We start from the raw sequence: 20,842 nt of genomic DNA on the forward strand, positions 1-20,842 counted from the left end.
CATTGGCGGCCGTGGTTCATTGAACGTCAGCGCACGCGCACGTAAGTACCGGGTGCCGCCTCCATCGGTGGATAGTTCTGGTTGCCGAGGGTCATCTGGGTTTCGTGTAGTGCGCCGGAGCGTTCCTGAATCCAGCTCAGCCATTGCGTCCACCAACTGCCGTCGACGCGTTTGGCGTCGTAATACCAGGCCCGCGGGTCGCTGCTCAGTTTCGGGTTCTCGACGTAGTTGGCTTTCGAGTTGTGCGGCGGGTTGAGAATGCTCTGCACATGACCGCTGCTCGACAGCACGAAGCGTCGCTCGCCACCCAGCAGCAAGGTCGAGCGGTACACCGCATCCCACGGGGTGATGTGATCGTTCATGCCGGCCACGCTGAAACTGTCGACGGTGACTTTCTGCAGGTCGATCGGTGTGCCGCACACTTCCAGCCCTCCCGGATGACTCAGCGGGTTGTGCTTGAAGAAGTCCAGCAGATCGCCATGAAACGCTGCCGGCAGGCGCGTGTTGTCATTGTTCCAGTAGAGGATGTCGAACGCCGGTGGCTCCTTGCCCAGCAGGTAGTTATTGACGAAGTAATTCCAGATCAAATCGTTGGGGCGCATCCAGGCAAAAACCCTGGCCATGTCGCGACCTTCCAGAACGCCCTTCTGATATGAGCGGCGCTTGGCCGCTTCCAGCGTTTGTTCGTCGACGAAGAGGGTGGCCGGGCTTTCTATCTGACTGTCGAGCAGGCTGACCAGATAGGTCGCGCTGGACACCCGCCGCAGCTGCCGCTTGGCCTGCAAGTGCCCTTGCAGCGCGGCGATGGTCAGCCCGCCGGCGCAGGCACCCATCAGGTTGACGTCGCGGGAGCCGGTAATCGCCCGGCACACATTCATCGCTTCTTCGGTGGCTTCGACGTAAGACGACAGCCCCCATTCGCGGTGACGCACATCAGGATTGCGCCAGCTGATCACGAAGGTCTGCAGGCCGTTTTTAAGGGCGAACTGGACGAAGCTGTTACTGGGGCTCAAGTCGAAAATGTAGAACTTGTTGATCTGTGGCGGCACGATCAGCAACGGCTTGGAATACTGTTTTTCGCTCATCGGCTTGTACTGGATCAGTTCCAGCAGCTCATTGCGAAACACCACGGAGCCGGTGGTGGTGGCGACTGTCTTGCCTACCTCGAATGCTTGTTTGGTGACTTGTCTGGGCAAGCCGTCGTTGTGCAGCAGGTCATCGAGCAGATGGCCGATACCCCGCACCAGACTGTGACCGCCGGAGTTGAAGATCTCCTTGACCGCCAGCGGATTGAGCAGGGTGTTGGACGGCGCCACGGCGTCGTTGATCAAGGCAAACGCAAAGTGGGCGCGGGCGCGATCGTCCGGGCTCAGGTTGCTCTCGTCGATCCAGTTTTTGACCTCCTTCTGCCAACTCAGGTAGGCCTGCAAGCTGCGGCGATAAAAAGGGTTGAGGCTCCACGCCGGGTCGGCAAAGCGATTGTCTTGCGGATTGATCGGGTGCAGGGTCTCACCCAACAACACGCGGCCAAGCTGGCCGCCCAGCTTCAAGGCATGCCGGGCCGTGTACACCGGGTTGCGCAGGCCATGGGTGGCCAGGCTGCGCAAGGTTGAAAGCAAGTCCCGGCCGCGCAGACCGGTAACCGCACTCTGTGCGTTGATGAATGCAGCGGGAGTGGGCAAGGAGCCCTTCGCTGGTTTGTCGCGCATGAGTCAACACTCCTTCGTCATCAGGCCAAAAACAAACTCACCGAACAAATCACCATAGACGTTGTTGCGGATTGTTGCGCGGTACGACGTCCTGTCGACGCTCTTTTCCTGAACCAAATCCGGGGCCGGTCAACTGCCCGATGGCGCCGGATGCGGATGCATCACTGCGCGCTGACGTTCCTCTTCGAGAAACTTCATGATGATCGGTGCCACCGCTTCGGCCCGGGTAATCAAGAACAGATGCCCGTCGTCGATGATGTGCAATTGGGCGTTGGGAATGCGCCAGGCCAGCATGCGCATATTGATCAGCGGGATCAGTGGGTCGTCGTCGCCGGCCAGCACCAGGGTCGGCTGGTGGATCTTGTGCAGCCAGTGAATGCTGGTCCAGCCGAACCCGGCGAACAGCTGCCAGTAGTAGCCCAGTTTGCCTGCCGAGCGAACCCGCGCGGCGTGACTGGCCGCCAGGGTCGGATCGCGACGGAACGAGCCGCCATAGATCATCGGCGCGATGCGAATCACATGGGACGGCTGGATGTAGCGTCGTGGGCTGGCCATCATCCATAGCACTTTCGGTTTGCCCGGCACCATCACTGTGCCGGCCGCCGTGGCTGCCAGCACCAGCTTCTTGCAGCGCTCGGGATAGTCATAGGCAAATTGCTGCGCCAGGGCGCCACCCCATGACACGCCGATCACATTGACCTGCCCGTAATCGAGATAATCGAGCATTCGCGCCGTCAGTTTCGCCAGGCCCGAAAAGCGATACGGCCGGCTGGGCGTCGATGAGCCGCCGACACCGGGTACGTCGAAGGCGATGACTTCCAGGTCCGGATCCAGTGCCTGGACGAACGGAAATATCAGCTCCAGGTTGGCGCCGATGCCATTGAAAACCAGCAAGGGCGTCAAGTGAGGCTTGCCGGGGCGTACCGCGGTGCGGAGGGTCTGCCCATCCAGGTTGACGGTACGGAATACGAACGGTTGCGGCATGCACGAAGCCCTGTAAGTTTTAAACGCTGATTGGGCCATCCCGGGCCGTCGCAGAATGTTCGAGGCTGGCCTCGAGGCTGATTAATGACAATCGCGGCACCTCCCAGTGCCGCGGACTGCGAGTTGTTTGAAGCTCAACGTTCGTGCACATACGTGCCTGGCGACGCCTCACCCGCGGGATAGGCCTTGTTGCCAAGGTTGGCGGGGGACTTCTTCAGTTTGCCCGAGCGTTCGGCCTGCCACGCCTGCCAATGCAACCACCAGGAGTCGGTGTGCTTGGTGGAGTTTTCCATCCAGTCCTCGGCCTTGACCGGCATGTCGGTGCTGGTCATGTAGCGTGCTTTCGGATTGCCCGGCGGGTTCAGAATGCTCTGGATATGTCCGCTGCTGGACAGCACGAACTCGACCTTGCCGCCGAACAGTTGTGCCGACTTGTAGCAGGACTTCCACGGGGTGATGTGATCGTTGGTGCCGGCCAGGGAAAAGATGTCGGCATCGACCTGTTTGAGGTCGATCGGTGTGCCGCACACTTCCAGTGCATTGGGGCGGATCAGTGGGTTGTTTTTGAACATCTCGATCAGGTCGCCGTGGAAAGCGGCCGGCAGGCGAGTGGTGTCGTTGTTCCAGAACAGAATGTCGAACACCGGTGGCTCGTTGCCCAACAGGTAGTTGTTGACCCAGTAGTTCCAGATCAAGTCGTTGGGACGCATCCAGGCGAAGACTTTCGCCATATCGCGACCTTCCAGCACACCGGCCTGGTAGGAGTGGCGCTTGGCGGCTTCGAGGGTCTGCTCGTCGACGAACAGGGCCACGTCGCTGTCGAGGGTGGTGTCGAGCACGCTGACCAGCAGCGTCAGGGCGTTTACTTTCTTCTCGCCGATCGCTGCGTAATGACCCAGCAGCGCGGTGCAGGTAATGCCGCCGGAGCAGGCACCGAGCATGTTCACGTCTTTGCTGCCGGTGATCGCGGTGACCACGTCGACCGCTTCCTTGAGCGCTTCGATGTAGGTCGACAGACCCCACTCGCGTTGTTCCTTGGTCGGGTTGCGCCAGCTGACGATGAACGTCTGCATGTTGTTGCGCAGGCAGAAGCGCGCCAGGCTCTTGTCCGGGCTGAGGTCGAAAACATAGAACTTGTTGATTTGCGGCGGCACCACCAGCAGTGGGCGTTCATGCACTTGCTCGGTGATCGGCTTGTACTGGATCAGCTCCAGCACGTCGTTGCGAAAGACCACCGCGCCTTCGGTCACACCCAGGCTCTTGCCGACTTCGAACGCGCCCATGTTGACCTGGCTCGGCATCCCGCCGTTGTGGATCAGATCCTTGGCCAGATGAGAGAGGCCGTCGAGCAGGCTTTTGCCGCCGGTTTCGAAGAAGCGTTTGACCGCCGCCGGGTTGGCTGCCGTGTTGGTCGGGGCCATGGCTTCGGTCATGAGGTTGATCACGAAATGCCCGCGAGCGACGTCCTTGGGCGAGAGATTGCTCTTATCGATCCAGGTATGGAGCTCCTTGCGCCACGCCAGATAAGTTTGCAAATAACGTTTGTAGAGAGGGTTCTGGCTCCAGGCCGGGTCGAGGAAACGGCGGTCGTCGCTTTGCGGTTGAAGCTCGGATTTTCCGAACAGCACGTTCTTGAGTTCGATGCCGAAATGGGCGACGTGCCTGGCACTGTGGATGGGTTGTCTGATGGCCTGGGTCAGCACCATTCGGGCAGAGCCCAGTAGATCCTTTCTACGCAGCCCAACAACAGGATTCAGTCCCAAGGTATTTTCTGAAGCCTGGAATTTCAGGTCATCGTTTTGCTTGTTACTCATCTACGACGCTCCATTGTCCTGAGGCGAGTACCTGAGCCCAGCTGTGTAGTCACACAGCAAACGCCAGGTACTACTGCTCGGGGTGACCGTTAATTGCGCATAGCTACAAATGCACGGAACTTGCCAGCTCCATTGGTTACCCGAGTTTAATTTTTTTCGCAAGCGGGCCAATCGTTGACCCGGCAGCCAAGCATTCAAACAGATGGAATTAGAAAATGCCCTCTAAATACCTCGAGGCCTGACCTAGAGCATCAGCTTGACGATCGACTCGTTCGGATCACGGGTCTTTCCGGCCGCTTTGAGTTCGGCAAGATAATCGTTCCACAGATCCTCTTGGCGCACCGCCAACTGGTACAGATATTCCCAGGTGAACAGGCCGCTGTCGTGGCCGTCGTCGAAGGTCAATTTCAGTGCGTACTGACCGGCTGGTTCGACCTTGCTCAGGCCTACGCCGATCTTGCCAAATTGCAGGATAGGTTTGCCGTGGCCCTGGACCTCGGCGGAAGGAGAGTGCACGCGAAGGAATTCTGCGGGCAGGTGATACTCCTCGCCGGACGCGTATTTGAGCGTCAGGGTTTTCGAGGCTTTGTGCAGTTTGATGTCGGTGGGGAGTTGGGTCGTCATGGGGCCGATCTTCCGTTTGTATGAAGGCCCTGTGTCGGCGGGTGATCTGTGGCGAGGGAGCTTGCTCCCGCTCGGCTGCGTAGCAGTCGTAAATCCGGCGAATGAGGTCTTGTAGATAAACCGCATTCACCGACTTTGGGGCCGCTTCGCGACCCAGCGGGAGCAAGCTCCCTCGCCACAGAAGCCCGCTCACACAGAATGAGACCTACAGGATATAACGGGACAGGTCTTCGTTCTGCGCCAATTCGCCCAAGTGGCTATTGACGTAATCGGCATCGATCAGGATCGCCTTTTCGTCATGGGTGCTGGCCAGATCGCCGGCACTGAACGACACCTCTTCAAGCAGACGCTCCAGCAAGGTGTGCAGGCGACGGGCGCCGATGTTCTCGGTCTTCTCGTTGACCTGCCAGGCAATCTCGGCAATACGCTTGATGCCGTCCGGCTGGAACTCGATGAGCAGCCCTTCGGTTTTCAGCAGCGCGCAATACTGCTCGGTGAGAGAGGCATGCGGTTCGCTGAGGATACGCTCGAAATCTTCCGGGCTCAGGGCCTTGAGTTCGACCCGAATCGGCAGGCGACCTTGCAGCTCCGGCACCAGATCACTCGGCTTGCTCAGGTGGAATGCGCCAGAGGCGATGAACAGGATGTGGTCGGTCTTGACCATGCCCAGTTTGGTGTTGACGGTGCAGCCTTCGATCAGCGGCAGCAAGTCGCGCTGTACGCCTTCACGGGATACGTCGACGCCACCGGTATTGCCGCGCTTGGCGACCTTGTCGATTTCGTCGATGAACACGATGCCGTGCTGTTCGACAGCTTCCAGCGCCTTGGCCTTCAACTCTTCTTCGTTGACCAGGCGACCGGCTTCTTCGTCGCGAACCAGTTTCAGCGCTTCCTTGACCTTGAGCTTGCGGCTCTTGCGCTTGCCCTTGCCCATGTTGGCGAACAGGCTCTGCAACTGGTTGGTCATTTCTTCCATGCCCGGTGGCGCGGAGATATCGACGCCGGTGATTTCGGCGACTTCGATTTCGATCTCCTTGTCGTCCAGCTGACCTTCACGCAGGCGTTTGCGGAACAGCTGGCGGGTGTTGGAGTCCTGGGCCGGGGCGGCGTCTTCGTTGCTGAAACCCATGCGTGCCGGTGGCAGCAAGGCGTCGAGGATGCGTTCTTCGGCGGCGTCTTCGGCGCGGTGGCGAACCTTGGTCATTTCCTGTTCGCGCAGCAGCTTGATCGCCGCGTCCGCCAGATCACGAATGATCGATTCGACGTCGCGGCCGACATAGCCCACTTCGGTGAATTTGGTCGCTTCGACTTTGATGAACGGAGCGTTGGCGAGTTTGGCCAGGCGACGGGCGATCTCGGTTTTACCGACGCCGGTCGGGCCGATCATCAGAATGTTCTTGGGGGTGACTTCGACGCGCAGCTCTTCGGGCAGCTGCATCCGGCGCCAGCGGTTGCGCAAGGCAATGGCGACGGCGCGTTTGGCATCGTCCTGGCCGATGATATGGCGATTGAGTTCGTGGACGATTTCACGGGGGGTCATGGGCATAGTAATTGGCGGTCCTCAAGCAAAAGTGAGCCGTGGCGCTAGGCCAAGACAGGCTTACTCAGCGAGATCCTGCTCCTCGATGGTGATGTTGTGGTTGGTGAACACGCAGATGTCGCCAGCGATGCCCAAAGCGGTTTCGACGATTTCCCGGGCCGACAGGTCGGTCTTTTTCAACAGCGCGCTGGCCGCAGCCTGGGCGTAGCCGCCGCCGGAACCCATGGCGATCAGGCCTTCTTCAGGCTCAACCACGTCACCGTTGCCGGTGATGATCAGGGAGGCATCCTTGTTGGCGACCGCGAGCATGGCTTCGAGGCGGCTGAGGGAGCGGTCGGTGCGCCATTCTTTGGCGAGTTCGACAGCGGCGCGAACCAGGTGGCCCTGATGTTTTTCGAGTTGGCCTTCGAAACGTTCGAAGAGGGTGAAGGCGTCAGCGGTAGCCCCGGCAAAACCGGCGATAACCTGACCGTGGTACAGGCGGCGAACTTTCTTCGCGTTGCCTTTCATCACGGTATTGCCGAGCGAAACCTGGCCGTCGCCGCCCATGACGACTTTGCCGTGGCGGCGAACTGAAACGATGGTGGTCAAGGGAGAGTCTCCACGCAGCGGGGCGAAAATGCCTTATGCCAACTCATATGGGGGTGGTGGAGCGTTTTTCAACTGTAGGACGCGGCGGGGGACGAGCGGTGTGTCATTTGCGAAGGCGGGTGCAAGTGAATCCCTGTGGCGAGGGGGCTTGCCCCCGTTGGGGCGCGAAGCGGCCCTAAAGTCGGTCGCCGCGGTTGGCCAGACAGACCTTGGCGGTCGATTTTAGGGCCGCTTCGCGCCCCAACGGGAGCAAGCTCCCTCGCCACAAAAGCAGATTGCTTCTGCCAGTACAGTGGGATCAGCGGCTCTGGCGTTGTTGTAACAACAGGTTACTGAAGCCGCTGCCCGCCAGTTGCTTCTGGGCGGTGGTCAGTTGTTCGCGGTTGCTGAACGGGCCGACCAGCACCCGGTACCAGGTCTCGTCCTTCACCGTGCCGGATTCAACCGCCACGGCCTGACCCAGCAGGATGATCTGCGCCCGAACCTTGTCGGCATCGGCTTGCTTGCGGAACGAACCGGCCTGCAGGAAGAACTTGGTCACCGGCGCCGCTTTAGCCACCGGTGGCGCTGGCGGCGGAGTGATGCCGGCCAATGCCGCCTGAGCCCGGGCGGTGTCGATCTTCGCCGCTTCCGCAGGCGTCACCGGCGTGGTCGGCACGGCCGGCACCTGTGGCGTCGGCAGGGTTTTCTCCGGTACCGCATCCGGCGGCACGATCACTTCCGATTCCGGCAGCAAGGTGTAGAAGTCGTACTTCGGCTTCACCGGTTGCGTCGGGCTCGGCGGGGTCTTGTTGGCTTCGGCGATCTTGGTAGCTTTCTGCTGTTGCTCGACCTTCTCGCGCTTGACGCTGTCACTGCCCTTGCCCGGCTCCAGCTTCATCAGGAACACAATGAACGCGCCGACCGTCAGGCCGATGGCCATCCACAGCCAGCCCGGGATCGGTTGCTTTGCAGGAGCTTGGTAACGGCTGGCGCCACGCTTGGGTGCAGGTTTTTTCTTGGCAGCCAACTTACATACGCTCCAGAGTTTCCAGACCCAAGAGTTCCAGGCCTTGCTTGAGAGTGCGGCCGGTCAACGCAGCAAGGCGCAAACGGCTCTGCATTTGCGCCGGGGTATCGGCGCCGAGGATCGGGCAGTTCTCGTAGAAACTGGAGAACAGGCCGGCAACATCGTACAGGTAGGTGCAGAGAATGTGCGGCGTGCCTTTGTCGGACACGTTATTCAGGATCTCGCCGAACTGCGCCAGTTTCGCCGCCAGCTCATGTTCGTGCGGCGCTTCGAGGACGATTTGCCCTTCGACTTCGCTGAAGTCCTTGCCGAGCTTGCGGAACACGCCGGCCACTCGGGTGTAGGCGTACAGCAGGTACGGTGCGGTGTTGCCTTCGAAGTTCAGCATCAGGTCGAAGTTGAAGCTGTAGTCGCTGGTGCGGTGCTTGGACAGGTCGGCGTACTTCACCGCGCCAATGCCCACGACCTTGGCGATGTTGCGCAGCTCGTCTTCGGCCAACTCCGGGTTCTTCTCCTTCACCAGCGTGTAGGCGCGTTCCTGGGCTTCGGTCAGCAGGTCGATCAGCTTCACGGTGCCGCCGTCACGGGTTTTGAACGGGCGGCCATCGGCGCCGTTCATGGTGCCGAAGCCCATGTGTTCCATTTCCATCGGATGGGTTACGAAGCCGGCCTGACGCGCGACCTGGAACACCTGCTGGAAGTGCAGGGCCTGGCGCTGGTCAACGAAGTACAGCGCGCGATCGGCTTTCAGCACGCCGCTGCGGTAGCGCACGGCCGCCAGGTCGGTGGTGGCATAGAGGTAGCCGCCATCGGCCTTGACGATGATCACTGGCAGCGGTTCGCCCTCGGCGTTCTTGAACTCGTCGAGGAACACGCACTGGGCGCCGTTGCTCTCGACCAGCATGCCTTTGGCCTTGAGGTCGTTGACCACGTTGATCAGGTCGTCGTTATAGGCGCTTTCACCCATCACGTCGGCCATGGTCAGTTTGACGTTCAGCAGTTCGTAGATTTTCTGGCAGTGGGACAGCGAGATGTCCTTGAACTTGGTCCATAGGGCCAGGCAGTCCGGGTCGCCGGCTTGCAGCTTGACCACCAGGCCGCGGGCGCGGTCGGCGAACTCTTCGGACTCGTCGAAGCGCTGCTTGGCGGCGCGGTAGAAGTTTTCCAGGTCCGACAGCTCGTCGCTGGTGATCGGGTTTTCCTGCAGATAAGCCATCAGCATGCCGAACTGGGTACCCCAGTCGCCGACATGGTTCTGACGGATCACGGTGTCGCCGAGGAACTCCAGCACCCGGGCCACGCCGTCGCCGATGATGGTCGAGCGCAAGTGGCCGACGTGCATCTCTTTGGCCAGGTTCGGGGCCGACAGGTCAACCACGGTGCGCTGCACCGGGCCGGCCTTGCGTACGCCGATGTGGTCGTCGGCCAGGGCCGCGTCCAGGCGGGTCGCCAGGGCTTGGGTGTTCTGGAAAAAGTTCAGGAAGCCAGGACCGGCAATTTCGGCTTTGGAGACGTTTTCGTCAGCCGGCAGCGCGGCGATGATTTTCTCGGCCAGGTCACGGGGCTTCATGCCGGCCGGTTTGGCCAGCATCATCGCGATGTTGCTGGCGAAGTCGCCGTGAGTCTTGTCACGGGAGTTTTCCACCTGGATCGCCGGCGACAGGCCTTCAGGCAACACACCTTCGTTGACGAGTTGGGTGATGGCTTGTTGGATCAGCTGGCGAATGGTGTCTTTCATGGTCTTCTCTTTCGACCGCAGGCGCGGCGGCGCTTCAGTGCGCTGGTGGAAAAACTGGGCATTATCCGTTGCGAAGACGGGCTTGCCAACTATAGCGGGCAGGTTATGGATATGTGGTGACAAATCGGCCGCCTTCGCGGGCAAGCCTCGCTCCTACAGAGGCAGTGTGCGGATCAGCAAGATCCGTTGTAAGAGCGAGGTCTGCCCGCGATGGCGATTTTGAAATCAATACAAATCGACCGGATCGACATCCAAAGACCAACGCACTGCCCGCCCACTGGGCATCTGCTCCAAAGCCAGCAACCAACTGCTCAACAATCGATGCAGTGGCGCCCGGGCCGTGGCTTGCAGCAATAACTGTGCGCGATAGCGCCCGGCCCGGCGCTCCATCGGTGCCGGAACCGGCCCCAGCAACTCGATGCCGGTCAGATGCTGTTCGGTCAGCAGTCGTTCGGCCTCACTGCACGCTTCATCGAGGAACCCTTCGGCCTGCCCCGGTTTGTGCGCTTCGGCCCGCAGCAGCGCGAGATGCGCAAATGGCGGCAACCCGGCGGAGCGGCGCTCGCTCAGCGCCTGTTCGGCGAAGGCGAAGTAGCCCTGTTCGGTCAGTTGCACCAGCAGCGGGTGGTCCGCCAGGTGCGTCTGGATGATCACTTTGCCCGGTTCTTCGGCCCGCCCCGCGCGCCCGGCGACCTGCACGATCAACTGCGCCATGCGCTCGCTGGCGCGGAAGTCACCGGAGAACAACCCGCCGTCGGCATCGAGAATCGACACCAGTGTCACCCGAGGAAAGTGGTGCCCTTTGGCAAGCATCTGTGTGCCGACCAGAATGCACGGCTGGCCTTTCTGGATGGTCGCGAACAACTGATTCATCGCGTCTTTGCGTGAAGTACTGTCGCGGTCGACCCGCAGCACCGGGACGTCCGGAAACAGAATCCCCAAGCGTTCCTCGGCACGCTCGGTACCGGCGCCCACGGGCCGCAAATCGACCTTGCCGCACTTCGGGCAATGCCGAGGCACGCGCTCGACGTAGCCACAATGATGGCAACGCAATTCGCCCGAGCGCTGGTGCACGGTCATTCGCGCGTCGCAACGCTGGCATTCAGACATCCAGCCGCAATCGTGGCAGAGCAGTGTCGGGGCGAACCCTCGACGGTTGAGGAACACCAGCACCTGCTGGCCGGCGGCGAGGGTCTGACCGATGGCTTGCTGCATCGGCCCGGAAATGCCGCTGTCCAGTGGACGACTTTTCACGTCCAGGCGCAGGAAGCGCGGTTGCTTGGCACCACCGGCGCGCTCATTCAGGCGCAGCAGGCCGTAACGACCGGTGTAGGCGTTTTGCAGGCTTTCCAGCGAAGGCGTGGCGGAGCCGAGGACAATCGGGATGTTTTCCTGCCGGGCGCGAACCAGCGCCAGGTCGCGGGCGTGGTAGCGCAAGCCTTCCTGCTGTTTATAGGAGCCGTCGTGCTCTTCATCGATGATGATCAGGCCGGGGTTCTTCATCGGCGTGAACAGCGCCGAACGGGTGCCGATAATAATGTCGGCTTCGCCATCCCGCGCGGCCAGCCAGGCGTCCAGGCGCTCGCGGTCGTTGACGGCGGAGTGGATCAGCGCGATGCGTGCATTGAAGCGCTGTTCGAAGCGCGCCAGGGTTTGCGGGCCGAGGTTGATCTCCGGGATCAGCACCAGGGCTTGTTTGCCGGCCTCGAGGGTTTCGCGGATCAGTTGCAAATAGACTTCGGTCTTGCCGCTGCCGGTGACGCCGGCCAGCAGGAACGCGTGATAACTGTCGAACCCGGCGCGAATCGCTTCATAAGCGGCGCGCTGCTCCGGGTTGAGCGGCAATTCCGGTTGTGCCAGCCAGTGTTCGTGGCGAGCGCCGGGCGCGTGCCTGCGGATGTCTACCTGCACCAGATCCTTGGCCAACAACAGATCGAGGCTGTCCTTGCTCAGCATCAGTTTGCTCAGCAACTGATGGGCGACGCCATGGGGATGTTGCGCCAGGGTCGCCAGGGCTTCGCGCTGCCTCGGGGCGCGGGCGATGCGCGGGTCATCGAGGCTGGCGCCGGGCGCGGCGGACCAGAACCGCTCCTGACGGGCTTCGGCCAGTTCACCCTGACGCAGCAACACCGGCAGCGCCCAGCTCAACGTGTCGCCGAGGCTGTGCTGATAATACTGGGACGTCCACAGGCACAGCTTGAACAGCGCGGGTGGCAGCGGCGGTACGGCATCGAGCAGGGCCAGCGCCGGTTTGAGCTTTTCTGTCGGGACTTCGCTGTGGTCGGTGATCTCCACCAGAATCCCGATCATCTCCCGCCGGCCGAACGGCACCCGCAAACGCATGCCCGGGTGTAACTGGGCGCGCAGGACTCCAGCCGGGGCGCGATAGTCGAACAGGCGGCGCAGGGGCGAAGGCAGGGCGAGGCGCAGAATGGCGTTGGGCACGCGATTGTTTACTCGGTGAAGGGGTGATGAAGAAGGCCGGGAGCCTAGCAGACGGTCGGATTTGTGTCCTCCATCAGGAAAGCGTTCAAGTGTTGACGAGTGGATTTTAATGCCAGGCAAGGCGCTACGACGACTCATAGCGCGCTATGGGGAGGAGTAGCAACGCAGCATGGCGTTAAAAGACGCCGTCAACATTGAACAGTCTTTCCTGATGGAGGGCACCCACGACAGCTTGCGTGTTTGCAAAGGTCTGGTAGAATCCGCGGCCTAATTACGTGCGGTATTCAACAATAGTGTTGGGTGGCGGCACGCTAGCCTGAGGAAGACACCATGAAAGCTGATATCCATCCAGAATACCCAGCAGTTGCTGTTACCTGCAGCTGCGGCAACAAGTTCGAAACCCGTTCGACCTACGGCAAAGCCCTGGCGATCGACGTTTGCAACGAATGCCACCCGTTCTACACCGGTAAGCAAAAGACTCTGGACACTGGCGGCCGCGTTCAGCGTTTCGCAGACCGTTTCGGTGCTTTCGGCGCGAAAAAGGCCTAAGGCCGATCAACTTGGGAAGCCGTTACGGTTTTTCCATGCTGATAAAAAAGGCGTCCCTCGCGGGCGCCTTTTTTATGTCTGCGATTTGGCTTTCCGCTGCCCAGGCCTTCTGCCCGGCGCCGAGCGGGCTGACGCCGGTCGCAGTCCAGCGGGTGGTGGATGGCGACACCTTGCGTCTGAGCGATGGGCGCAGTGTGCGCATGATCGGTTTGAACACGCCGGAGCTGGGCAAGCAGGGGCGTTCCGACGAGCCGTTCGCCGAGGCCGCGCGCAAACGCCTGGAAGCCCTGGTGGCCGCCAGCGACGGGCGGGTCGGTTTGCTGCCGGGTAAAGAAGGCAAGGACCATTACGGCCGCACGCTGGCCCATGTCTACAGCGTCGATGGCGCCAACCTCGAAGCGCAGATGCTTGCTGAAGGTCTCGGTTTTCAGGTCGCGGTAGCGCCGAACGTCGATTTGGTCGGCTGCCAGCAGGCGGCGGAACGCAGTGCTCGTCAGGCCGGTCTCGGGCTGTGGCGACAGTCACCTGTACTGAAAGCGGAGCAGATCAACGCGTCCGGCTTCGCCGTGCTCAGTGGTCGTGTGAGCAAGGTTCAGCGCAATCGCGGCGGGGTTTGGATCGAGTTGCAGGATTCAGTTGTATTGCGGGTTGCACCCAATTTGCTGGGGCAATTCGATGACGCGTCGCTTGAGAAGCTCAAAGGCAAGCAAATCGAGGCTCGTGGCTGGGTCGTGGATCGTTCGCGCCGTGGCGGGCTGAAGCCCGGGCAGGCACGCTGGCTTTTGCCGCTGACCGATCCGGCGATGTTGCAGGTCGCGCCGCAAGAAAAATTGTAGACATTTATTCTGTAGATTGTGAACAGTCTATCCCTTGTATTCCGTGGCTCTTGGCCCAAAGTCGTAGGGCAGGGCGCTTGACAGGGGTGACTGGTCAGTCTTGTGGGGACTTTGCGACACGAGTATCCTCGGCGGTCCGTCTGTCCAACAGTAAAAAGCGGAATGCCCACATGTCTGATTTGAAAACTGCCGCTCTCGAATATCACGCCAATCCTCGTCCAGGGAAGCTGAGTGTCGAGCTCACCAAGGCCACTGCTACCGCCCGCGACCTGTCGCTGGCCTACAGCCCCGGCGTAGCCGAACCAGTACGCGAAATCGCCCGCGATCCTGAACTGGCCTACAAATACACCGGCAAAGGCAACCTGGTTGCAGTCATTTCCGATGGCACCGCGATTCTGGGCCTGGGTAACCTCGGTCCATTGGCTTCCAAGCCGGTGATGGAAGGTAAAGGTGTTCTGTTCAAGCGCTTCGCCGGCATCGACGTGTTCGACATCGAAGTCGACTCCGAAAGCCCGCAAGCCTTCATCGACACCGTCAAGCGTATCTCCATCACCTTCGGTGGCATCAACCTGGAAGACATCAAGGCACCTGAGTGCTTTGAAATCGAACGCGCTCTGATCGAGCAGTGCGACATTCCGGTATTCCACGATGACCAGCACGGTACCGCGATCGTGACCGCTGCCGGCATGATCAACGCCCTGGAAATCGCCGGTAAAACCCTGCCGGAAGCCAAGATCGTCTGCCTGGGCGCCGGTGCTGCCGCCATCTCCTGCATGAAATTGCTGGTGAGCATGGGCGCCAACATCGAAAACATCTACATGGTTGACCGTACCGGTGTGATCCACTCCGGCCGTGATGACCTGAACCAGTACAAGGCCGTCTTCGCTCACGCGACTGACAAGCGCACCCTGGCTGACGCACTGGAAGGCGCCGACGTGTTTGTTGGCCTGTCCGGCCCGAACCTGCTGAGCGCTGAAGGCCTGAAATCCATGGCGGCCAACCCGATCGTGTTCGCATGCTCGAACCCGGATCCGGAAATCTCCCCGGAACTGGCGCACGCCACTCGCAACGATGTGATCATGGCCACCGGCCGTTCGGACTACCCGAACCAGGTCAACAACGTACTGGGCTTCCCGTTCATCTTCCGTGGTGCCCTGGACGTTCGCGCCAAGCGCATCAACGAAGAAATGAAAGTGGCTGCTGCCAACGCCCTGCGTGAACTGGCCAAGCTGCCAGTGCCTCAGGAAGTGTGCGATGCCTACGGCGGCATCAAGCTGGAATTCGGTCGTGAGTACATCATCCCGAAACCAATGGATGCCCGTCTGATCACCCTGATCTCCGATGCCGTGGCCAAGGCTGCAATCGAGACCGGCGTGGCGACCCTGCCGTATCCGAAGAACTACCCGCTGAAAAGCGTGGATGACGTGTTCAACGGCTAAGCCGTTGTAGCGCTTCAACCAAAGGCCCCGGCTCATTCTGAGTCGGGGCTTTTTTGTATCTGAGTGGTTTGCAGGCAGGCAATAAAAAGCCCCGCACTTCTTTCGAAGGCGGGGCTTTTTGGTGTTGCGGCGATCAGAACAAATCGATCGGCGCCGCTTCGTCCGCTGGTAGTGGGCTGCCCGGCACATTGCCGTTACCCAGCTCGTTCACCGACGGTGGCGTATCTTCGGCCTTGAACAGCTCAAAGTAGGCGCCTGGCGTGCTTGGGGTGGCTGCACGACCGCTGACCGGGTCGACCCGCAGGCTAAGGATGCCTTCAGGTTCCGGCTGGGTATGGGCTGGCTTGCCTTTGAGGGCAGCGCCCATGTAGTTCATCCAGATCGGCAGGGCGACGGTGCCGCCGAACTCGCGTTTACCCAGGCTTTCCGGTTGGTCGAAGCCGGTCCAGACGGTGGTCACGTAATCGGCGTTGTAGCCGGAGAACCAGGCGTCCTTGGATTCGTTGGTGGTGCCGGTCTTGCCCGCAATGTCACTGCGGCCCAAGGCCAGCGCACGACGGCCAGTACCGAGCTTGATCACGTCCTCAAGCATGCTGTTGAGGATGTAGGTGGTGCGACCATCGATGATACGTTCGGCCACCGCTGGCGTTTGTGACACTGGCTGGGCGCCCGGCGCTTCGCCTGGGATGGCGTTGACGGTGAAGGTATTGGCGGCCGGCACGGCGATGCCGTCGCTGACTACGTTGCCTTTCGGAACGCTCGGCGGGTTGGCAACGAACAGTGTGTCGCCATTGCGGCTTTCAATCTTGTCGATGATATACGGGGAAATCTTGTAGCCGCCGTTGGCGAAGGTGCTCCAGCCAGTGGCGATTTCCATTGGCGTCAGGGTTGCGGTGCCCAATGCCAGGGACAGGTTGCGTGGCAGGTCCTGCTTGTTGAAGCCGAACTTGCTGATGTAGTCGATGGTGCGGTCGACGCCCAGCGCTTGCAGCAGGCGGATCGATACCAGGTTGCGCGACTTGTAGAGCGCTTCACGCATGCGGATAGGGCCGAGGAAGGTGTTGGTGTCGTTCTTCGGGCGCCAGACCTTGTCCAGGTACTCGTCGACGAACACGATCGGTGCGTCGTTCACCAGGCTGGCGGCGGTGTAGCCGTTATCCAGGGCGGCACTATAGACGAACGGCTTGAAGCTCGAACCTGGCTGGCGCTTGGCCTGCATGGCGCGGTTGTAGTTGCTCTGCTCGAAGGCAAAACCGCCGACCAGGGAACGAATGGCACCGTTCTGCGGATCGAGGGACACCAGTGCGCCCTGGGCCTGCGGAATCTGGCTGAATTTGAGCGAATTGTCCGGCTGACGTTGTACGCGAATCAGATCGCCGACCTGCGCGACGTCCGACGGCTGCTTCGGATTGGCGCCCATGCTGTTGGTGTTCAGGAACGGACGAGCCCACTTCATGGTGTCCCAGGCAACGTGTTCTTCGCCGGTGCGGGTCAGCACCTGCACGCCGTTCTTGTCGACCTGGGTCACGATCGCCGGCTCCAGGCTGCTGATGGTCCGCTGCTTGGTCAGTTCCTGGGTCCAGGCCTCTCGGGTTTTACCCGGCAGGCGTGACTCGGGGCCGCGATAACCGTGCCGTTGATCGTAGGTCATCAAGCCTTCGTGAACCGCGCTGTTGGCCATTTCCTGCAAATCGCTCGGCACCGTGGTGGTGACGCGGAAACCTTCGGTGTACGCATCGCTGCCATAGCGACCGACCATTTCGGCGCGGGCCATTTCGGCGACGTACGGTGCGTTCACTTCCGGAGTCGGCACGTGATAGCTGGCGTTCAGCGGTTCGTTGATCGCCGCGGTGTAGTCGGCTTCGGTGATCTTGCCGAGCTTGTACATGCGCCCCAGGATCCAGTCGCGACGCTCCTTGCTGCGGGCCGGGTTGGCCAGCGGGTTGAAGCGCGACGGGGCTTTTGGCAGACCGGCGATCATCGCCATCTGCGCCAGGCTGACGTCACGAATCGACTTGCCGTAATAGACCTGCGCCGCTGCCTCGATGCCATAGGCGCGGTTGCCCAGATAAATCTTGTTGACGTACAGCTCGAGGATTTCGTCCTTGGTCAGCTGCCGTTCGATCTGCAGGGCCAGGAGGATTTCGGTGGTTTTGCGCGAGAAGCTGCGTTCGCTGCTCAGGAAGAAGTTCTTCGCCACCTGCATGGTGATGGTGCTGCCGCCGGACTGAATGTGTCCGCTCTTTACCAGCTGGGTGGCGGCACGCATCAGGCTGCTGGGATCGACGCCGTAGTGGTTGGCGAAATTGTCGTCTTCAGCACTTAGTAACGCATTAATGAAATTGGGGGGAATGTCGGCGAAACGGATCGGCGTACGGCGCATTTCGCCAAATTCTGCGATCAACTTGTTGTCGCTGCTGTACACCCGCAAAGGAATCTGCAACTGAATGCTTCTCAGCGCCTCCACAGATGGCAATCCAGGGCTAAGGTAAAGAAAGGCGCCGCTCAGACCCAGGAGCAGTCCGCAGAAAACGGCGACGATGGACCAACCGAAGAATTTCAGCAGACGAATCAAGGCTTTTGGATATCCAGGGCAAAGAATGAATTAGGCATCAGGGTTCAGGCTATAAAGAGAATGACCCGCGCTTGCAGTGAAAGCGGAAAAACGCTCGGCATTATAAGCATTTTTCCGCAGGGAGCGTCATTTGCGCTTCTGTCAAGACGGGGGGTATTGAACGCAATGGATATTACAGAGTCCGTAACTCACGGATAGTCATAGGGAATTGGTAGTGCTAGGACTCTTCAATAAAAAAACCAATGCGCTTCTGGGGATCGACATCAGCTCTACGTCGGTGAAGCTGTTGGAGTTAAGCCGCCAAGGCGACCGTTATCGGGTCGAGGCCTATGCGGTCGAGCCGCTGCCCGCCAGTGCCGTGGTCGAAAAAAATATTGCCGAGCTCGAAGGCGTGGGGCAGGCCCTTGCGCGCGTGCTGCTCAAGGCCAAAACCAGCCAGAGGAACGTCGCCGTGGCGGTCGCCGGCTCGGCGGTGATCACCAAGACCATCGAGATGGACGCCGGTCTTTCCGACGACGAGATGGAAAACCAGCTGAAGATCGAGGCCGATCAGTACATCCCGTATCCGCTGGATGAAGTGGCGATCGACTTTGAAGTGCAAGGCGCGTCAGTGCGCAACCCCGAGCGGGTCAATGTGCTGCTGGCCGCCTGTCGCAAGGAAAACGTCGAGGTTCGTGAAGCGGCCCTGGCCTTGGCCGGGCTGACCGCGCGAGTAGTCGATGTCGAAGCCTATGCCCTGGAGCGAGCGTTCGGCTTGCTGGCAACCCAGCTGGCCGCCTCTCAGGAGCATCTGACCGTGGCGGTAGTCGATATCGGCGCCACCATGACCACCCTGAGCGTGTTGAATAATGGGCGGATCATCTACACCCGCGAACAATTGTTCGGCGGCCGACAACTGACGGAAGAAATCCAGCGCCGTTATGGCCTGACGGTCGAGCAGGCTGGGTTGGCGAAGAAACAGGGTGGTTTGCCGGACGATTACGTCAGTGAGGTCTTGCAGCCGTTTCGGGATGCGTTGGTGCAACAAGTATCGCGCTCATTGCAGTTTTTCTTTGCCTCCGGCCAATACAGCTCGGTCGATCACATTCTCCTGGCCGGCGGCACTGCCTCGGTCCCAGGGCTGGATCGGTTGATCGAGCAGCGTCTGGGTACGCCGACCCAGGTCGCTAACCCATTCTCCGACATGACCCTGAGCAGCAGGGTCAACGCCAGTGCCCTGGCGAGCGATGCGCCGGCACTGATGATCGCCTGCGGGCTGGCCCTCAGGAGTTTCGACTGATGGCACGGATCAATCTTTTACCCTGGCGTGAAGAGTTGCGCGAAGCACGGCGCAAACGCTTTTTGCTGGCGTTGGCCGGTGTGCTGGCAGGGTCGGTGGGGGCACTGCTGATCACGGACCAGGTCATTAACAGCGCCATAGATCAACAAGTCGCGCGTAACGATTACATCGCCAAGCAGATTGCCGTGGTCGACGAACGGATCAAGCAGATCAGCGATCTGAAGGCTCGTCGCCAGCAGCTCGTCGAGCGCATGCGCATCATCCAGGACCTGCAAGGCAACCGGCCGATCAGCGGGAGGATCTTCGATCAGTTGGCGCGCACCTTGCCGGACGGCGTGTATTTCACCGAAGTGAAAATGGTCGGCAAGACCTTGTCCATCACCGGCGCGGCGGAGTCCAACAATCGTGTTTCGGATTTGATGCGCAATCTAGATGCATCCGACTGGTTTGATGCGCCCAATCTCACGGAAGTCAAAGCGACCACCGCCGGTCAGCTGGATCAGGCCAATATTTTTCAGTTGACCGTCCGTCAGACTCAGCCGGCAATTGTGGGGGTGGCTAAATGAGGCTGTCCGAATGGCTCGAAGGGTTGCGCCAGATCGACATCAGCGATCTGGACACCAACAACATGGGTTCCTGGCCAAGGGCGATCAAGGTTCTTGCGAGTGTTCTGCTGATGGTGCTGGTGATGGCTCTGGGCTATAGCTTCCTGATCAGCGACCTGGAAAGCCACCTGGAACTCAAGCGTGAGGAGGAGTCGACGCTCAAGGAGCAGTTTGCGACCAAAGCCCACATGGCGGCCAATCTTGAGCTGTATACCCAGCAGATGAAGGAAATGGAGAACTCCTTCGGCATGCTATTACGGCAATTGCCCAGCGACACCGAAGTGCCCGGCCTGCTGGAGGACATCACCCGCACCGGCCTGGGCAGTGGCCTGGAGTTCGAAGAGATCAAGCTGCTGCCGGAGGTCACCCAGCAGTTCTACATCGAACTCCCTATCCAGATCACCGTCACCGGCGCCTATCACGACCTGGCCACTTTCGTCAGCGGCGTGGCGGGGTTGCCGCGGATCGTCACCCTGCATGATTTCGACTTGGTGCCGGCCAATCCCGAAGGCGGTCCGAAGTTGCGCATGAGCATCCTTGCCAAGACCTACCGCTACAACGACAAGGGGTTGCAGAAATGAACCCGATTCGTTGCCTGTCGATGGTGATGTGTCTGGTCGTCCTGGCCGGTTGTGGCGGTGACAATGGTTTCAGCGACATAGACGCCTACCTGAACGAAGTGCGCCTGCGAGCGCCCGGCAAGATTGAACCAACGCCGACATTCCAGTCTTATCCGACATTCACCTACAGCGCTGCCAACCTGCGCAGCCCGTTCTCCCGGCAGGTCAGAGTCGATCTGGCTGGCCAGAAGCACGGCTCGCGCAACGTCAAGCCCGACCCCAACCGGGTCAAGCAGTACCTCGAAGGCTTCAACATCGAACAATTTGAAATGGTCGGCACAATCTCCAATGCCTCCGGCTCCTTTGCGCTGCTGCGTGGGGCGGGCGGTGTGCATCGGCTGAAAGTCGGCGATTACCTGGGACGTAATGATGGACGGATCGTCGCCATCAGCGCTTCGCAAGTCGATGTGGTCGAAATCGTTCCCGATGGCGAAGGCGCCTGGCTGGAACGGCCGCGGACCATCCCTTTGAAAGAGCACTCATAG

The 20,842-nt window shown here is 60.4% G+C and carries 17 protein-coding genes; 7 read left to right on the forward strand and 10 right to left on the reverse strand.

The window, feature by feature from the left end:
* Window positions 1-26: 26 nt before the first annotated feature.
* The 9 genes from phaC (PGR6_RS01810) to PGR6_RS01850 all read right to left on the reverse strand — a co-directional run bounded on the left by phaC (PGR6_RS01810) (window position 27) and on the right by PGR6_RS01850 (window position 12,454).
* A complete protein-coding gene (phaC, locus tag PGR6_RS01810) occupies window positions 27-1,709 on the reverse strand; it encodes a class II poly(R)-hydroxyalkanoic acid synthase (protein ID WP_018929154.1) in 1,683 nt (560 codons plus the stop codon).
* 129 nt (window positions 1,710-1,838) lie between these two features.
* Window positions 1,839-2,693 carry a poly(3-hydroxyalkanoate) depolymerase gene (gene phaZ, locus PGR6_RS01815; protein ID WP_018929153.1) on the reverse strand — a complete coding sequence of 285 codons (855 nt, stop codon included), beginning with the start codon at window positions 2,691-2,693 and terminating at the stop codon, window positions 1,839-1,841.
* A 134-nt stretch (window positions 2,694-2,827) separates the two neighbouring features.
* Window positions 2,828-4,507: a class II poly(R)-hydroxyalkanoic acid synthase gene (gene phaC, locus PGR6_RS01820; RefSeq protein ID WP_026286647.1), complete on the reverse strand. Its 1,680-nt coding sequence runs from the start codon at window positions 4,505-4,507 to the stop codon at window positions 2,828-2,830.
* 243 nt (window positions 4,508-4,750) lie between these two features.
* Entirely contained in the window at window positions 4,751-5,131 is a 381-nt protein-coding gene (locus PGR6_RS01825; RefSeq protein WP_064615919.1) for a gamma-butyrobetaine hydroxylase-like domain-containing protein, read from the reverse strand.
* Between the two features lie 205 nt (window positions 5,132-5,336).
* A complete protein-coding gene (gene hslU / locus PGR6_RS01830) occupies window positions 5,337-6,677 on the reverse strand; it encodes an ATP-dependent protease ATPase subunit HslU (RefSeq protein WP_019581849.1) in 1,341 nt (446 codons plus the stop codon).
* A gap of 54 nt (window positions 6,678-6,731) precedes the next feature.
* The gene (hslV, locus tag PGR6_RS01835; protein ID WP_007936812.1) at window positions 6,732-7,262 is read right to left on the reverse strand and encodes an ATP-dependent protease subunit HslV; all 531 of its coding nucleotides are present in this window, start codon (window positions 7,260-7,262) and stop codon (window positions 6,732-6,734) included.
* 298 nt (window positions 7,263-7,560) lie between these two features.
* On the reverse strand, window positions 7,561-8,271 hold the full coding sequence (locus PGR6_RS01840; RefSeq protein ID WP_007936813.1) for an SPOR domain-containing protein: 711 nt from the start codon (window positions 8,269-8,271) through the stop codon (window positions 7,561-7,563).
* 1 nt (window position 8,272) lies between these two features.
* A complete protein-coding gene (argS, locus tag PGR6_RS01845) occupies window positions 8,273-10,009 on the reverse strand; it encodes an arginine--tRNA ligase (protein ID WP_064615921.1) in 1,737 nt (578 codons plus the stop codon).
* Between the two features lie 225 nt (window positions 10,010-10,234).
* Entirely contained in the window at window positions 10,235-12,454 is a 2,220-nt protein-coding gene (locus tag PGR6_RS01850) for a primosomal protein N' (RefSeq protein WP_018929148.1), read from the reverse strand.
* Between the two features lie 330 nt (window positions 12,455-12,784).
* On the opposite strand from PGR6_RS01850, the gene rpmE reads away from it, so the two are divergent.
* The 3 genes from rpmE (at window position 12,785) to PGR6_RS01865 (ending at window position 15,278) form a co-directional block, all read left to right on the forward strand.
* Window positions 12,785-13,003, forward strand: coding sequence for a 50S ribosomal protein L31 (gene rpmE / locus PGR6_RS01855; protein ID WP_018929146.1), 219 nt, complete (start codon window positions 12,785-12,787; stop codon window positions 13,001-13,003).
* Between the two features lie 35 nt (window positions 13,004-13,038).
* The gene (locus tag PGR6_RS01860) at window positions 13,039-13,839 is read left to right on the forward strand and encodes a thermonuclease family protein (protein ID WP_064615923.1); all 801 of its coding nucleotides are present in this window, start codon (window positions 13,039-13,041) and stop codon (window positions 13,837-13,839) included.
* A gap of 170 nt (window positions 13,840-14,009) precedes the next feature.
* Entirely contained in the window at window positions 14,010-15,278 is a 1,269-nt protein-coding gene (locus tag PGR6_RS01865; protein ID WP_018929144.1) for a malic enzyme-like NAD(P)-binding protein, read from the forward strand.
* 133 nt (window positions 15,279-15,411) lie between these two features.
* Here PGR6_RS01865 and PGR6_RS01870 read toward each other — a convergent pair whose 3' ends face one another.
* Complete coding sequence (locus PGR6_RS01870) at window positions 15,412-17,853, reverse strand: penicillin-binding protein 1A (RefSeq protein ID WP_018928619.1); 2,442 nt, start codon at window positions 17,851-17,853, stop codon at window positions 15,412-15,414.
* A gap of 214 nt (window positions 17,854-18,067) precedes the next feature.
* Here PGR6_RS01870 and PGR6_RS01875 point away from each other — a divergent pair, with 214 nt between their 5' ends.
* From PGR6_RS01875 to PGR6_RS01890, 4 genes are read left to right on the forward strand one after another with little or no spacing between them, the layout of a single operon-like run.
* A complete protein-coding gene (locus PGR6_RS01875; protein ID WP_018928618.1) occupies window positions 18,068-19,132 on the forward strand; it encodes a pilus assembly protein PilM in 1,065 nt (354 codons plus the stop codon).
* Window positions 19,132-19,698 (forward strand): PilN domain-containing protein, encoded by a 567-nt coding sequence (locus PGR6_RS01880; protein WP_018928617.1) that lies wholly within the window; start codon window positions 19,132-19,134, stop codon window positions 19,696-19,698. Before PGR6_RS01875 ends, PGR6_RS01880 begins: the two co-directional genes overlap by 1 nt.
* Window positions 19,695-20,318: a type 4a pilus biogenesis protein PilO gene (gene pilO, locus PGR6_RS01885; RefSeq protein ID WP_018928616.1), complete on the forward strand. Its 624-nt coding sequence runs from the start codon at window positions 19,695-19,697 to the stop codon at window positions 20,316-20,318. The genes PGR6_RS01880 and pilO overlap by 4 nt, the downstream gene beginning before the upstream one ends.
* A complete protein-coding gene (locus tag PGR6_RS01890) occupies window positions 20,315-20,842 on the forward strand; it encodes a pilus assembly protein PilP (RefSeq protein ID WP_018928615.1) in 528 nt (175 codons plus the stop codon). The genes pilO and PGR6_RS01890 overlap by 4 nt, the downstream gene beginning before the upstream one ends.

Origin of the sequence: Pseudomonas sp. GR 6-02, assembly GCF_001655615.1 — a bacterium.
Lineage (GTDB): Bacteria > Pseudomonadota > Gammaproteobacteria > Pseudomonadales > Pseudomonadaceae > Aquipseudomonas.

What these genes read in the sequence shown, in the direction of transcription:
- PGR6_RS01860 (WP_064615923.1), top strand. Translation starts at nt 13,039, where the DNA reads ATGCTGATAAAAAAGGCGTCCCTCGCGGGCGCCTTTTTTATGTCTGCG.
- phaC (WP_026286647.1), bottom strand. Translation starts at nt 4,507, where the DNA reads ATGAGTAACAAGCAAAACGATGACCTGAAATTCCAGGCTTCAGAAAAT.
- rpmE (WP_018929146.1), top strand. Translation starts at nt 12,785, where the DNA reads ATGAAAGCTGATATCCATCCAGAATACCCAGCAGTTGCTGTTACCTGC.
- PGR6_RS01880 (WP_018928617.1), top strand. Translation starts at nt 19,132, where the DNA reads ATGGCACGGATCAATCTTTTACCCTGGCGTGAAGAGTTGCGCGAAGCA.
- pilO (WP_018928616.1), top strand. Translation starts at nt 19,695, where the DNA reads ATGAGGCTGTCCGAATGGCTCGAAGGGTTGCGCCAGATCGACATCAGC.
- phaZ (WP_018929153.1), bottom strand. Translation starts at nt 2,693, where the DNA reads ATGCCGCAACCGTTCGTATTCCGTACCGTCAACCTGGATGGGCAGACC.
- phaC (WP_018929154.1), bottom strand. Translation starts at nt 1,709, where the DNA reads ATGCGCGACAAACCAGCGAAGGGCTCCTTGCCCACTCCCGCTGCATTC.
- PGR6_RS01890 (WP_018928615.1), top strand. Translation starts at nt 20,315, where the DNA reads ATGAACCCGATTCGTTGCCTGTCGATGGTGATGTGTCTGGTCGTCCTG.
- hslU (WP_019581849.1), bottom strand. Translation starts at nt 6,677, where the DNA reads ATGCCCATGACCCCCCGTGAAATCGTCCACGAACTCAATCGCCATATC.
- argS (WP_064615921.1), bottom strand. Translation starts at nt 10,009, where the DNA reads ATGAAAGACACCATTCGCCAGCTGATCCAACAAGCCATCACCCAACTC.
- PGR6_RS01865 (WP_018929144.1), top strand. Translation starts at nt 14,010, where the DNA reads ATGTCTGATTTGAAAACTGCCGCTCTCGAATATCACGCCAATCCTCGT.
- PGR6_RS01825 (WP_064615919.1), bottom strand. Translation starts at nt 5,131, where the DNA reads ATGACGACCCAACTCCCCACCGACATCAAACTGCACAAAGCCTCGAAA.